The sequence below is a fragment of the Streptococcus sanguinis genome (assembly GCF_050223295.1).
Lineage (GTDB): Bacteria > Bacillota > Bacilli > Lactobacillales > Streptococcaceae > Streptococcus > Streptococcus sanguinis_X.
The window spans coordinates 1847909-1863931 of the sequence record NZ_CP071424.1 but is presented as its reverse complement, the minus strand read 5'-3'; the positions used below and the strand labels follow the sequence as shown (position 1 = coordinate 1863931).

Here is a 16023-nt window from a genome sequence, read left to right as displayed (position 1 = left end):
CGAGTCAACGATAAGTGAACATTTATAATAATGTAGAACAGGAAAATGAGAAGTTTAACAGAACTCAGAAGATTGTGTCGGATTTTGGTAAGCATATTAGGAATATGATGGGGGGAAGAATGAATAAAAAAATTTTTGAGAGGTTAAAAAAGTTTAAAATAACAGCTCAAAGTAATATTGTAGAAAGGGCATTTAAATTTTTCGATTATACTGGTATTAAATACCTATTTATGTTACCCTTTCTTTTTTTAATTATTAATTTAGATAAAACAAGACTAATAAGGGATTTTTTGATTCTAGGTTTTAATCTTTATCAAATATTGATATTAATATTACTGGTTATCTATCTAATCAACTATTACCCTAGATCCAAAAGGATAAAAGATTTTTCTGATAATAAAGAATACCAGAATATTATTACTGTAGTTAGAGAAATAATATGGTCATTTTCTCTTTTATTATTTGTGGGTATTTTGATTAATCATTTTAAGATCAATAAAGTTTATCATGATTTATTTATTACAATTGTTTTCATACGTTTTTATTTTTCATTGATGATGATCTTATTTGGTAGTAGTTTATTAAAATTTTTGTTTCAAATCTTAATGATTACAATCGGTGTTTATACTATTAGTGTATTTGATATTAAATGGTGGGCGCTTATAACGGGCGGATTGGCTATCTGGCATTATATCAATTCAATAGATTTTGTTATTTTTCTAAGAAAAGGTAAAGATATAGAGTCAAAATACATTTCGGATAAAGTGAAATATATATGGCAACGCAATAAGCTGAGTGGATATCTTTTGACTTTTTTATTGTATGCTTCTTTGCTTATATCAAGTTTTTTCGAGAAAAAGAACATGGTCGCTTCTGAGAGATTAAATATTAGGATGCCAATATTAATGATTATTTCGTTTTTGGTAGCTATTTTAATTGCTGTTAATTCATTTATTATAAATCGAAAAAGAAAGAACAAAACAACGATTGTTAAAATGAGAAAACTCCCGAAATGGAAAAAATTAATTGCTATGTATTTAATTTTACAAAAGAAATAAAATGAATTATGTAAGGAGAACACACATGTCTAAACAACTTTCACCTAAATACAATCCAGCCGAAGTTGAGGCTGGTCGTTACCAAAAATGGCTTGATGCCGATGTTTTCAAGCCTTCAGGAGATCAAAAGGCTAAGCCTTATTCGATCGTGATTCCACCACCAAACGTGACTGGTAAGCTTCATCTTGGTCACGCTTGGGATACGACTTTGCAGGATATTATCATCCGTCAGAAGCGCATGCAAGGTTTTGACACGCTTTGGCTGCCTGGGATGGACCACGCTGGGATTGCCACTCAGGCTAAGGTCGAGGAGCGCTTGCGGGAGCAAGGCATTTCCCGCTATGACCTTGGTCGTGAAAAATTCCTAGATAAAGTCTGGGAATGGAAAGACGAATATGCGACAACCATCAAAGAACAGTGGGGCAAGATGGGGCTCTCTGTAGACTACTCTCGTGAGCGTTTCACCCTTGACGAAGGTTTGTCCAAAGCCGTACGCAAGGTTTTTGTCGAGCTTTACAAGAAAGGCTGGATCTACCGAGGTGAGTTTATCATCAACTGGGATCCAGCAGCTCGCACAGCTCTGTCTGATATCGAGGTTATCCATAAGGATGTGGAAGGTGCTTTCTACCACATGAACTACATGCTGGAAGACGGCTCCCGCGTCCTTGAAGTTGCGACAACTCGTCCCGAGACTATGTTTGGGGATGTTGCCGTTGCGGTCAATCCAGAAGACCCACGCTACAAGGACTTGATTGGTCAAAACGTTATCCTACCGATTGCTAATAAATTAATCCCAATCGTGGCGGATGAACATGCGGATCCTGAGTTTGGTACGGGTGTCGTGAAAATCACGCCTGCACACGATCCAAATGACTTCTTAGTTGGTCAACGCCATAACTTGCCACAAGTTAATGTTATGAACGATGATGGAACTATGAATGAGCTTGCCTTTGAATTTGCAGGAATGGACCGTTTTGAAGCTCGTAAGGCTGTCGTTGCCAAGTTGGAAGAAATAGGTGCCCTGGTTAAAATCGAAAAACGTGTCCACAGCGTTGGTCACTCAGAGCGGACTGGCGTTATGGTTGAGCCACGCTTGTCTACCCAGTGGTTCGTCAAGATGGACCAATTGGCTAAAAATGCCATTGCCAACCAAGATACAGAGGACAAGGTTGAATTTTATCCTCCACGCTTCAACGATACCTTCCTCCAATGGATGGAAAATGTCCACGACTGGGTAATTTCCCGTCAGCTCTGGTGGGGTCACCAAATCCCTGCTTGGTACAATGCTGAGGGTGAAATGTACGTCGGTGAGGAAGCTCCTCAAGGTGACGGTTGGACTCAGGACGAAGATGTCTTGGATACTTGGTTCAGTTCTGCCCTTTGGCCCTTCTCAACCATGGGCTGGCCTGATGTTGACTCAGAAGACTTCAAACGGTACTTCCCAACCTCAACCTTGGTGACTGGTTATGATATTATCCCATTCTGGGTATCTCGGATGATTTTCCAAGGTTTGGAATTTACTGGCAAGTCGCCATTCAAAAATGCCTTGATTCATGGTCTCATTCGGGATGAGGAAGGACGTAAGATGTCCAAGTCACTGGGAAATGGGATTGATCCAATGGATGTTATTGATAAGTACGGAACAGATAGCCTGCGTTGGTTCCTGTCAAACGGCTCTGCCCCTGGACAAGATGTCCGCTTCTCTTACGAGAAAATGGATGCTTCTTGGAACTTCATTAACAAAATCTGGAACATTTCCCGCTATATCCTCATGAACAATGAAGGCTTGACGCTAGATGCGGCGCGTGAAAATGTCGTTCAGGTGGCGGTTGGTCAGACAGGCAATGTCACAGACCGATGGATTCTCCACAATCTCAACGAAACCATTGGCAAGGTGACTGAGAACTTCGACAAGTTTGAGTTTGGTGTGGCTGGCCATATCCTCTACAACTTCATTTGGGATGAATTTGCTGACTGGTATGTGGAGCTGACCAAGGAAGTGCTTTACAGCGACAATGACGACGAGAAAGTCATCACTCGCTCTGTCCTCCTTTACACGCTGGACCAAATCCTGCGCCTGCTTCACCCAATCATGCCTTTTGTGACTGAGGAAATCTTTGGACAAATCTCAGAAGGCACCATTGTGACAGCAGCTTATCCAGTGGTTCGTCCAGAGTTTGAAAATGCCGAGGCAGCAGCTGGCGTGGAAGCCCTCAAGGATTTGATCCGTTCGGTGCGCAATAGCAGAGCTGAGGTTAATGTGGCACCAAGCAAGCCGATTACCATCTTGATTAAGACGACTGACAGCGCGCTGGAAACCTTCTTCAAGGATAATGTCAACTACATCAAGCGTTTCACCAATCCTGAGCATCTGGAAATTGCGGCAGATCTTGCTGTGCCTGAGCTGGTCATGTCTAGCATCATCACAGGCGCAGAAATCTACCTGCCGCTGGCAGACCTCCTCAATATCGAGGAAGAACTGGCTCGTCTCGAAAAAGAACTAGCCAAGTGGCAGAAAGAACTGGATATGGTCGGCAAGAAACTCTCTAACGAGCGTTTCGTAGCCAACGCCAAACCAGAAGTCGTCCAAAAAGAACGCGACAAACAAGCCGACTACCAAGCCAAGTACGATGCGACAGTGCCGCGTATTGAGGAGATGAGGAAACTTGTGAAATAGGTATATTATCATTTAATAAGATGAATGTTAATTCATGTTATTGATAACATATCAGTTTTAGGTAGTGAAAGTGAGGATACATATGCCTGATATTAAGAATAAATTGATGATTAATGGGGAGAGTATCTCTGTATATAGTATTAAGACAAGTCAAATAGAGACTGCTGAAGAAATTTTATCTTTTCAAAATGGAGATTTAATTAAAAATGTTCATATAACGAAATTAAATTGGTATAAAAATGAAATTAAAATTGGAGATTTAGTCCTACTAGTCCTTGGTGGGGATAGAAGACCTTGGAAAAATGGTTTAGTTGCATTTGCAAAAGTATATTCCATTGATTATTTGGAAAAATCTTCGAAAAATTATGAATTAGATGTTGAAATATTATGGAAACTACCAGTCGAAATGACTCCTGATGATTTTTATATTTATCCAGATGTAAAAAATGCTCAGAATATAGGTCCTTCTATTAATGGAACTCCTAATCAAGCTATTGGGAAAATATCAATAAAAGCTTTATTTTCAATATTTGCTGCAATCAATAATACATTTATAGGAAAAGAGCAGTATATAAAAGATATATTAGGGGAAGAGAATTTTTCTAATATACTAGATGTTCCTGTCTTAAAAGATTGGAATCCCAAAGATCAAATTGAAGAAGATTTGTCTATTACAAATGGATTTTCAAAAGACAGCAGTCAAATTTTTACTCCAAAAAGTATAAGTATTGACAAAAATACGTATTCTGTTTTTGAATTAAATAGAAAATTTAATAAAAGATTGATTAATCTAGATAGTGATTTTCAGCGTTTAGATGTCTGGAGACCTGGTCAGAAATCAGAATTGATAGAAAGTATATTGATGGGATTGCCAATTCCAATTTTCTATTTTAACGAAGGTAGTAATGGTGAGTTGATTGTTGTAGATGGGCGTCAGAGGTTAACTGCATTTTTTGAATTTATGGATAATCGTTTTCCATTAACTGGCCTATCTATTTTATCACAGCATAATGATAAATTATTTAAAGATTTAGACCCACTCTTACAATCGAGGATAGAGGATTATCAGATACAGTCTTATGTTATAGTTCCTCCAACTGATGATTCAATTAAGTTCCATATATTTGATCGAGTTAATCGTGCAGGAACACAATTGAACAAACAAGAAATAAGAAACGCATTATATAATGGACAGATTACAAACTTCCTTAAAGATATAGTAAAATCAGCAATATTTAGACAATCTACATCAGACTATTTCGTTAAAGATACTAGAATGAAAGATAGGTATATTGTACTTCGCTATCTCGCTTTTGAGTTTTATTTCGAGTATTTAAAGTATGGTTATGAGTTTTCGGATATAGATACACTTTTAGGGAATGCGATGAGCTATTTTAATCAATTAGATGAAAAAACTTTTGATTTATATAGTGCTAAAGTTCAGGTTGGTCTTGAGAATGCAATTTTCTATTTAGGTAAGGATGCTTTTATTAATAAAAATAATAAATCTAGTAGACCAATTAATATGAATATTTTTGAAACTCAGATGTATTTTTTGTCTAGAATACCTCAAAAAGAAGAACTGAAACAAGTTGTATTTGTAAAACTAGATTCTTTATTTCAAGACGATAACTTTATTGATAGCATAGGGAGTTTTCGTGATGGAAAAACAAAGATAGAGACTAGGTTTGAAATTATGGAAAAATTATTGAGGGAAATTAATGTTTAAACAGCTAAAAGTAAAATCGTTTAAAAGTGTTACAGATGTTGAAATAAAACTAAAAAAATTGAATCTTTTTTTAGGAACGAATTCATCTGGAAAATCCTCCGTTCTCCAATCTATTCTAGTACTTTCTCAGGCAGATAAATTGAATTATAAGAATGATGAAATGACTACAAATACTGTTCTGAATGGTGATTTTATTAGGCTTGGTAATTACAATGAAATAAAAAGTAAGAAGGCGACAGATGATATACAAATTTCACTTAGGGATGACAATAATGTTTTTAAATTAAGTATTTCACGTGATATTGTTTATTATGATGTAAATGAACATTTTTTTAACAAAGTAAAGTATATATCAGCAGATAGAATTGGTGCAAAAGATGTTTACCCAGAATCCTTTTCAGAAGAACAGTATTTTCAATCAAATGGTCAATATTTATTTTCGTTTCTTCAGAAAAATAAAAAATTATCTTTGAATGAAGATTTTGTTATGAATCAAGATGGTTCGAATACTTTGTTAGTAGAATTGAATTATTGGTTAAATAAAATTCTTGATACTAAATTGAAAATAGAAGAAATAGAACAAACTGATCTTGTGAAAGTTACATATGATGTAAGAGGGAATATAATATCCAATCGTCCTAAAAATTTAGGGACTGGAACTAGTTTTATAATTTCAATATTAATATTGTGTTTAGGTAGTCAAGAAGGAGATGTTTTATTGATTGAAAATCCAGAGTTACATTTACATCCTAAGGCACAATCTGCATTAACAGATTTTTTAATACATATAGCGGAACACAATCGCCAACTTTTTATTGAAACGCATAGTGATCATGTTTTTAATGCAATTAGAGTAGCAATATCAAGAGATCAATCTGATGACAAGAAAAATTCACAAGAATTATTCGGCATTAATTTTGTTGAACTGGACGAAGAATTTAAAACACTAAATCATGAAATTGAAGTAAAAGGAAAAGGAGATGTTATCAATCCGCAAGATGGATTATTTGATCAATTCGATAATGATTTATTGAGGATGCTGGGGTTATAGTTATGGAGCTGATTATAAATGACTCTTCGTTGAATCAACAATATAGAAATGTTTATGAATTTAAACAATATCTAGATAATATCTTTATTCCTCTCTATACTACATTAACTCGAGAGAAAAATGTTTTATTTTCAAAGTCTGATTTATATTCCTCTAAGATTACTAGTCAAGACACTTTTCATGATTTTTTAACTGGGAAAGTAGGTAAAGGGTTAACGTCTAGACAAAAATTACTATCTTTGATTCATCATTCGCATTACTGGGATCTTGATTCAAAAATTAATAATACCATCTCCTACCAATGGAAAGAAAATAAAGCATTTGATGTAAAGGCATTATACGAAGCCTCTGAACGGGATAAATTACTTATTTCTTTTTACTCAGATAGTTTTGATGTTTTTAAAAAGTTATCTATGACTGTTGTAAAAAGTCATCAAGAAGAAATTATAGTACATAATTTCATAGATTTACCATCTTACGAAGTTTTTTCAAAAAAAGAAAGTGAAAAGAAAATTACAATTGATCATACGAAACAGTATCATGCTGTGGTTTATAAAAATGAGCAAAATCATCCTCCGCATTTTCATATTTTATATCAGGGGGAAAAGCGGGGGGCATACCAACTCCCCGGGTTAGAAGAAAGAGATATTTCTTTTCCAAAAAAAGATAAAAAGAAAATTGATGGTTGGATAAAAGGAAATTTTCAACAGTTAATTGACTGTTGGAACACAGTACATCCAGATAGATTGATTAACAAAATACCTATTAACTCTGAATATTCCTTGGTTTTCTCAATCCAAGATGATCAAAATAATATTCAAATAGAATATTGTGGTAGTTCTTTGGGTACATATTGGTTTGATACAAAAGAACTTAAAGATATACATTTTCCTACAAGTGATATACAGATGATTAAACGGTTTATTGAAGATAAAGAGACGGAGTTAATTGATTTATGGAATAAATTACATATAAAAAAATGAAAGCAGGTAACTACATGACAAATTCTGTAAGTTCGGACCACTCTGAGAAGTACAACATTGCAGCTTTCTTCTCAGGTGTTGGGGGAATTGAGTTGGGATTTGAACAGACCAATGAGTTCAGAGTGGTGTATGCCAATGAATTTGATAAGTATGCGCGTCAGACTTATCAGTTAAACCATCCAGATACCTATTTGGATGGTCGTGACATTCACGACGTTCAGCCAGAGGATATTCCAGCTGAGCGCGTGGATGTGATTATGGGAGGTTTCCCATGTCAGGCCTTTAGTATTGCGGGTTATCGCAAGGGCTTTGATGATGATCGTGGCGATCTTTTCTTCGAATTGCTTCGCATGATTGAGTGGCGTAAACCACGTGCTATTTTCATCGAAAACGTCAAAAATATGGTCGGTCATGACCATGGCAATACCTTCAAGGTTATTCGTGAAGCCTTGACCGAGAACAACTACTTCATCAAGTGGAAGGTCCTCAACGGGAAAGACTATGGAAATATTCCACAAAACCGTGAACGGATTTATATTGTTGGTTTTGATACCAAGGAAGCTTATGATTTGTTTGAATTCCCAGAGGAAATCAAGCTGACTACGACTCTTCAGGATGTGATTAACTTTGGTGACCAGTTAGACGAGGTCTACTACTACCGTGAAGGCAAGCAAAATTTCTATGACCAGTTGAAGTTTGAAGTTACCAGCCAGGATACGGTCTACCAGTGGCGCCGTCAGTATGTCCGTGAAAATAAAAACGGAGTTGTTCCTACCCTGACAGCAAACATGGGAACAGGTGGACACAACGTTCCATTGATTTTGACGGATAGTGGTGAGATTCGTAAACTGACACCGAAAGAAACCTTTAATGTTCAAGGCTATCCTAAATCCTTTAAAATTCCAGAAGGAGTTTCTAATGGTCAGCTATACAAACAAGCTGGAAACAGTGTAGTTGTGCCCGTGATTAAGCGCATTGCGGAGAATGTTGCCAAGGCTTTAAACGAAAGTCAACGACAATCTCAGCTTGAACGCTCAGGGAAATTCGCCATTATCTATACCAAGATGAATGGTCAATTTGAAGGGCAATCCTATGTCAAGGATTTTGTAGATAACTATGACCAGGCTCTTGAAAAAATCAAGTCTTATGATGATGGTCTAGCCCTTCTGTCAGATGAAGAGTATTTGAGATTGGTTAAAAAACAAGGGAATCTTGAGTTTTACAGTATCAATTAACGAATATACTAGAAGATTAGTGAAAATCTAATCTTCTTTTGATATACTGAAAATAGAAAAGAGGGTGCTTATGTGGGAACATCTAAAGTCTGAACAAAAAGAAAAATACAAAACCTTAATTACCAACTTCGCTAGCTTGAGTGAAGCTTTCTCTCAAAAGGCAGAATCCGAAGACGAGGGACAAACAGAGAATTATGTAGCTCCAATTGTTAATTCCAAATTTCAGGAGACTGTTTTCCAGAAGTCCTTTAATGCCATAGGGGAAGATATCGCCAATACTTCCTTTGATGTCTCTGTCGTTGTAGATGAAAATCATAAGTACCTAGTGGGTATCAAATCTTTTGGAATTAAGTCCGGGGACCAAAAAATCGCTCAGTTTAAGAAAGACTCTCAAACCTGGACGGACTTGTTGGGTGATATCAAGTTTCATGCAGATATTTCAGCTGATAAAGAAACAGCGGACAAGGAAAACTACCAACGCTATGAAGAGTTGGCACGAAAGATTGCTACTCTGAGAAATCAGAGAATCGAATCCTCCAAGGCACAGATCAAGGGGTTTAACTCAGATTCAGTCAATGTCGAATCAGTTTATCATGTCCTGATGCCGACATCAAAGGGAGAGAATCCTAAGATTTTTGTCGGTGAGACGACTTATTTACCAGTTGATATTGATAATCTGGTCATTAAAGGCTCAACCACGAAAAATACTCCAACCAATTTCCGTTTTACGGATGGGCAACACCACTACAAGTACACAGCAGCTGACAGCCAGCTCCACATGACATTTAACAACAAAGACATTGTGGTAGATACTTGGGACGTCCATTATATCGAAGATCCTATTTCTTTGTTTGAGAATCTTCATTTACTGACAGCTGAAAAGGGACAATCTGATATCCTAGAAACGGTGTCTTGGGTTATCACAGACAAACATGGAAATGTGGAAGAAAACTCTGGTTTTAATGCCTTTAACGGTGGTTCAAAATTAGCCAGAGACGACCGTGAGCCACGGATTTTAAAAATTCAAGATAAATTTAAGGACAGTCTATCTCTAGAAGAACTAGATTTTGTGACCTACTCTTTAGAAGAAATTCTCTTGAAGAAATGGACCAGCAAGAAAGAAAAAGCTCAGATGAAGGCTATTCGTGAGCGCTTGATTAACTTTGTCCACGAGACTGGCAACGAAAAACTCATTAAAGAAATTGAACAGTTAGTTTATCGTCCAGTTAGCGAAGTTTACATTCCGCTACCTGACTCCAAGAACTTCCATGATGAAAGACCAAATTTCTTTGGTCCTGGATTTGGGACTTTTGAACCTGGCACTAAAAAACTAGCTCTGCCCAAAGAAGAAAGAACTTTTAAACTACGATTCTTATCTTCTGGTGATATCATCAATGCCTACATAAACCAAGAAGCTGGTAAGGCGATTCAATCAACTGATAAGCAAGAAATTCTTGGGAAATGGATTTTGCGTGGTGTTTTCCAGTTGAAAGAACGAGAAGTCTTGACAGGTCAACGACTCAATGAACTTGAAATCAACGGTATTCGCTTAACTAAGTTTAAAAATGGTGAAATCGGTATTGAATTCATCTGGATTGATACCGAAACCCCACCTAGTGATGCCATCGGCTGGGTAAGTAAATAGAATAATAATGATAGTTGTTGAAGATACTGTTTTTCTATCCCTCCCCCCTTTCATAAGTCTCCGACTTAATACTTTCTTTTAAGCCTTAAAAATGATAAAATAAGACAAACAAACTATAGGAGAACATAATGACTAAAGCAAATTTTGGTGTTGTTGGTATGGCTGTTATGGGCCGTAACCTTGCCCTAAATATCGAATCTCGTGGCTATACAGTTGCCATCTATAATCGCTCAGCAAATAAGACAGAGGACGTCATTGCCTCTCATCCTGAGAAAAACTTTGTGCCAAGCTATGATGTGGAGTCTTTTGTGAACTCTATCGAAAAACCACGTCGGATTATGCTGATGGTGCAAGCTGGTCCTGGTACAGATGCGACTATTCAGGCCTTGCTTCCTCACTTGGATAAGGGCGATATTCTGATTGACGGTGGGAATACTTTCTACAAAGATACCATTCGCCGCAATGAAGAGTTGGCTAACTCTGGCATCAACTTCATCGGTACAGGCGTTTCTGGGGGTGAAAAGGGCGCATTGGAAGGACCGTCTATCATGCCGGGTGGTCAAAAAGAAGCTTATGAGTTGGTAGCAGATGTCTTGGAAGAAATCTCTGCTAAAGCTCCTGAAGACGGTGCACCATGTGTGACCTATATCGGTCCTGATGGTGCTGGTCACTATGTAAAAATGGTCCATAACGGAATCGAATATGGAGATATGCAGCTAATCGCTGAAAGTTATGACCTTATGCAGCACTTGCTGGGGCTTTCAGCTAGTGAAATGGCTGATATCTTCACAGAGTGGAACAAAGGCGAGTTGGACAGTTATCTGATTGAGATTACAGCGGATATCTTGACACGCAAGGACGATGAAGGGCAAGCTGGCCCAATCGTTGACTATATTCTGGATGCAGCTGGCAATAAAGGAACTGGTAAGTGGACCAGTCAATCTTCTCTGGATTTAGGTGTGCCGCTGCCATTAATTACAGAGTCAGTCTTTGCGCGTTACATTTCTACCTACAAAGATGAGCGTGTGGCTGCCAGCAAAGTATTGCCAAAACCAGCTGCTTTCACCTTTGAGGGAGACAAGGCGGAGTTGATTGAAAAGATCCGCCAGGCTCTTTACTTCTCAAAAATCATGTCATATGCTCAAGGTTTTGCGCAGCTGCGTGTAGCTTCTAAGGAAAACAACTGGAACCTGCCATTCGGTGAGATTGCTTCTATCTGGCGTGCTGGCTGTATCATCCGTGCCCGCTTCCTTCAGAAAATTACAGACGCGTACGGCCGTGATGCTGATCTTGCAAACCTGCTCTTAGATGAATACTTTATTGATATTACGGCTAAGTATCAGCAGGCAGTACGTGATGTTGTCAGCTTGGCTGTGCAAGCGGGAGTACCAGTGCCAACATTCTCCAGTGCCATTGCTTACTTTGATAGCTACCGCGCGGAAAATCTGCCAGCTAATCTGATTCAGGCGCAGCGTGATTACTTTGGTGCTCATACATACAACCGTAAAGACAAAGAAGGTACCTACCACTATTCTTGGTACGACGAAAAATAGGATAGGCCTATGGCAAAGCGAATTTTACTAGTAGAAAATGAAAAAAATCTTGCCCGATTTGTGAGTTTGGAACTGCAAAAGGAAAGCTTTCTTGTAGATTTGGCTGAGACTGGTCAAGAGGGACTGGCTTTGGCTAAAGATGTGGATTATGACTTGCTCTTGCTCAACTATAATCTTCAAGATATGACTGCCAGCGATTTTGCTCAGCAGCTGAGCTTGATTAAGCCAGCGTCCGTCATTATCGTTCTGGCTAGTCGCGAAGAGATTGCAGATCAGCGGGAAGCAATCCAGCATTTTGCTGTTTCCTACGTAGTCAAGCCTTTCATTATCAGTGATTTAGTGGAGCGTGTCTCCATCATTTTCCGCGGTCGTGACTTTATCGACCAGCACTGCAGCCTCTTAAAAATTCCGACCTCTTACAGGAATCTGCGAGTGGATATTAAAAATCACACAGTTTACCGTGGCGAGGAAGTTATTGCGCTGACGCGGCGGGAGTACGATCTGCTGGTAACCCTGATGGGCAGCAATAAGGTCATGAGACGTGAGCAGCTGCTGGAGCGTGTCTGGAAGTACGAGAGTGCAACGGAGACCAACGTTGTAGATGTTTATATTCGTTATCTGCGCAGTAAAATTGATGTGGAGGGGCAGCCAAGCTATATCAAAACCGTTCGCGGTGTTGGTTATGCCATGCAAGAATAAAAAATTAAAGACTCTGTTCTCCTTAGGAGACGGAGTTTTTTTGCTCTTGTTATAGTATAGATAGGAGAACTAATGGGATTTTTCTAACTATTTTATGCAATCGTTTTCGTTTGAATATAGAAAAAATATAACTCTTGAAGAGAAAATTCAGTATTTTAGGTGCAAAAAAAGAGAAAATTTTTTTATAAAAGCCTTTACAAAATAAAAAATCGTGCTATAATAGATGTATCGATATGCAAACGATTTCACAAAAAGGAGTGGTTTGCAAAAAATATAAGGAGGTCTGAATGATGAAAGATTCATTCAAGAACATTTTTAGCTTTGAATTTTGGCAAAAATTCGGTAAAGCTTTGATGGTGGTCGTTGCTGTTATGCCGGCAGCAGGACTGATGATTAGTATCGGTAAATCGATTCCGATGATTAATCCAAATCTAGGTGTTTTAGTCACTACCGGCGGTGTCTTAGAGCAGATTGGTTGGGGGGTTATCGGTAACCTGCATATCCTCTTTGCTTTGGCTATTGGTGGAAGCTGGGCAAAAGAACGCGCAGGCGGTGCCTTCGCAGCAGGTCTGTCTTTTATCCTGATTAACCGTATTACTGGTGTTATGTTTGGCGTTACCAGCGATATGCTCTCAGATAAGGCAGCTGTAGTTAAAACAATGTTTGGCGCATCTATTAAGGTTTCTGATTATTTCATCAGCGTTCTAGAGTCGCCAGCTCTGAACATGGGTGTCTTTGTCGGAATTATTGCTGGTTTTGTTGGAGCGACAGCTTATAACAAATACTATAATTTCCGTAAATTGCCAGATGCCTTGTCATTCTTCAATGGTAAGCGTTTTGTACCTTTCGTTGTTATCTTGCGCTCAGTAATCGTAGCAATTGTTTTGTCATTCGTATGGCCAGTTGTTCAATCAGGTATCAACAGTTTTGGTATTTGGATTGCTAACTCACAAGATACTGCACCAGTTTTGGCACCATTCATCTATGGTACTTTGGAACGTCTCTTGCTTCCATTTGGTTTGCACCACATGTTGACCATCCCAATGAACTACACAGAACTAGGTGGTGTTTATCACGTTATTACTGGTTCTGGTGCGGGAACAACTGTAGCTGGTCAAGATCCACTGTGGTTGGCTTGGGTAACTGACTTGGTTGGTACGAAATCAGCTGATCCTTCTACTTACCAACACTTGCTTGATACAGTTCATCCAGCTCGCTTTAAAGTTGGTCAGATGATTGGTTCATTCGGTATCCTTATGGGGGTAGCGGCAGCTATCTATCACAACGTGGATGCTGACAAGAAGCACAAATACAAAGGTATGATGATTGCGACTGCTTTGGCAACCTTCTTGACAGGGGTTACTGAACCAATCGAGTACATGTTCATGTTTGTTGCAACACCACTGTATATCATTTATGCATTTGTACAAGGTGCTGCGTTTGCAATGGCTGACATCGTTAACCTTCGTGTGCACTCATTCGGTTCTATCGAATTCTTGACCCGTACTCCTATGGCCATCAATGCTGGCTTAGGAATGGATATCATCAACTTCATCTGGGTAACTATCCTCTTTGGTGTTGTGATGTACCTCATTTCTAACTTCATGATCAAGAAGTTCAACTACGCAACTCCAGGACGTAATGGTAACTATGAAACAGCAGACGGTTCAGATGAAGCTTCTTCATCAGAGTCAACTGGCGGTAAAGTTGCTGAAGCATCTCAAGCAGTAAATGTTATCAACCTTCTGGGTGGTCGCGCTAATATCGTAGATGTAGATGCATGTATGACTCGTCTGCGTGTGACTGTCAAAGATGCTGAAAAAGTTGGAACAGAAGAACAGTGGAAAGCTGAAGGCGCTATGGGCTTGGTTATGAAAGGCCAAGGCGTTCAGGCTATCTACGGACCAAAAGCTGACGTTCTTAAGTCTGATATTCAAGACTTGTTGGATTCTGGTGAAGTGATTCCTGAAACACTTCCGAGCCAAAAAGCAGAATCAGCAGCTGCCGAAGTTACTTATAAAGGTGTGACTGAGGAAGTTGAAACTGTTGCGGACGGTCAAGTCATTGACTTGGCAGATGTTAAAGATCCAGTATTCTCACAAAAAATGATGGGTGACGGATTTGCAGTTGAGCCTGAAAACGGTAAGATTTATTCACCAGTTGCTGGTACAGTAACTAGCGTCTTCCCTAGCAAGCACGCTATCGGTCTTGTAACAGATAGCGGCTTAGAAGTCTTGGTACATATTGGTTTGGAAACTGTTAGCCTTGAAGGTAAACCTTTCGAAGTTCATGTTTCAGAAGGTCAGAAAGTTGCAGCTGGAGATCTTCTTGTAACGGCTGACTTGGGAGCAATCAAGGAAGCAGGACGCGAAACTTCAACTATCGTAGTCTTCACTAATGCAGCAGCCATCAAGTCTGTAACAGTAGAAAAACTTGGTCAATCATCTGCTAAGACAGTTGTTGCTAAGGTTGAATTGTAATATAGAAAAGAGAAATCATGGCAAAATTCCTGACATTAAATACTCATAGTTGGATGGAAGAAGAGCAAGAAACCAAGCTTAATCAGCTTGCAGAACGCATTCTTCAAGAAAAATATGACGTCATTTGCCTGCAGGAAGTCAATCAATTAACGGAGTCTGAACAGGTTGTTCAGGCTCCTTTCTATCAGGCGGTTGAGGGCGCAATTGAGATCCATCAAGACCATTTTGCCCTTTGTTTGGTAGAAAAATTGGCTGAGGCAGGACTGGACTATCATTGGTCCTGGGCCTATAATCATATTGGGTTTGATATTTATAACGAAGGAGTGGCAATTCTGTCCAGAAAGCCGCTGACTCCTAGAGAAGTTCTGGTATCAGAGGCTAATGATCCTAGGGATTACCATACCCGCAAGGTCTTGCTAGCCGAGACTGAGGTGGAAGGTCAATTGCTAACAATTGCCTCCTGCCATCTGTCTTGGTGGGACAAAGGCTTCCAGGGGGAATGGGCTAAGCTTGAAGCAGAGCTTCTCAAGGTTAAAACTCCTCTGGTCCTCATGGGCGATTTCAACAATCCAGTCGGCCAGCAAGGCTACCAGACTATCTTAGCCAGTCCGCTGAAGCTGCAGGATAGTCATGCCGTTGCGAGAGAAGCTATCGGAGAGGCGACAGTAGAAGGGACTATTGCAGGCTGGGATGATAATAAGCATGCTCTGAAGATAGACTATGTTTTCACTAGTCAAGGGATGGATGTTGAGCGCTCCGCTGTTGTTTTTGACGGGAAAGAAACCCCTGTTGTCAGTGACCATTTTGGTATAGAAGTGCAAGTGACTTTATAGAAATAAAAAGATGAGGCAAGACTGGGAACGCAACAGATTTGCCTCGCTTTTTATTTTTGATAAACACATGTTTAATGTAA

Annotated in this window: 11 protein-coding genes; all 11 read left to right on the top strand. The window is 39.0% G+C overall.

Annotated features, from left to right (window positions below; genetic code table 11):
• Positions 1-119: 119 nt before the first annotated feature.
• A complete protein-coding gene (locus tag J1C77_RS09145) occupies positions 120-1058 on the top strand; it encodes a hypothetical protein (protein ID WP_239682279.1) in 939 nt (312 codons plus the stop codon).
• A 25-nt stretch (positions 1059-1083) separates the two neighbouring features.
• Positions 1084-3735 (top strand): valine--tRNA ligase, encoded by a 2652-nt coding sequence (locus tag J1C77_RS09140; RefSeq protein WP_002920528.1) that lies wholly within the window; start codon positions 1084-1086, stop codon positions 3733-3735.
• Positions 3736-3817: 82 nt separating this feature from the next.
• A complete protein-coding gene (locus J1C77_RS09135) occupies positions 3818-5464 on the top strand; it encodes a DUF262 domain-containing protein (protein WP_002920529.1) in 1647 nt (548 codons plus the stop codon).
• Complete coding sequence (locus J1C77_RS09130) at positions 5457-6515, top strand: AAA family ATPase (protein ID WP_002920530.1); 1059 nt, start codon at positions 5457-5459, stop codon at positions 6513-6515. Before J1C77_RS09135 ends, J1C77_RS09130 begins: the two co-directional genes overlap by 8 nt.
• A 2-nt stretch (positions 6516-6517) precedes the next feature.
• Entirely contained in the window at positions 6518-7498 is a 981-nt protein-coding gene (locus J1C77_RS09125; RefSeq protein ID WP_002920531.1) for a DUF4160 domain-containing protein, read from the top strand.
• Between the two features lie 14 nt (positions 7499-7512).
• Entirely contained in the window at positions 7513-8733 is a 1221-nt protein-coding gene (locus J1C77_RS09120; protein ID WP_042763165.1) for a DNA cytosine methyltransferase, read from the top strand.
• Positions 8734-8803: 70 nt separating this feature from the next.
• Entirely contained in the window at positions 8804-10378 is a 1575-nt protein-coding gene (locus J1C77_RS09115; protein ID WP_002920534.1) for a hypothetical protein, read from the top strand.
• 128 nt (positions 10379-10506) lie between these two features.
• Positions 10507-11931, top strand: coding sequence for an NADP-dependent phosphogluconate dehydrogenase (gene gndA, locus J1C77_RS09110; protein ID WP_002920536.1), 1425 nt, complete (start codon positions 10507-10509; stop codon positions 11929-11931).
• Between the two features lie 9 nt (positions 11932-11940).
• On the top strand, positions 11941-12630 hold the full coding sequence (locus J1C77_RS09105; protein WP_002920537.1) for a response regulator transcription factor: 690 nt from the start codon (positions 11941-11943) through the stop codon (positions 12628-12630).
• Positions 12631-12917: 287 nt separating this feature from the next.
• The gene (locus J1C77_RS09100) at positions 12918-15110 is read left to right on the top strand and encodes a PTS transporter subunit IIBC (RefSeq protein ID WP_002920539.1); all 2193 of its coding nucleotides are present in this window, start codon (positions 12918-12920) and stop codon (positions 15108-15110) included.
• 17 nt (positions 15111-15127) lie between these two features.
• The gene (locus tag J1C77_RS09095) at positions 15128-15943 is read left to right on the top strand and encodes an endonuclease/exonuclease/phosphatase family protein (RefSeq protein ID WP_002920541.1); all 816 of its coding nucleotides are present in this window, start codon (positions 15128-15130) and stop codon (positions 15941-15943) included.
• The last annotated feature ends 80 nt before the right edge of the window (positions 15944-16023 follow it).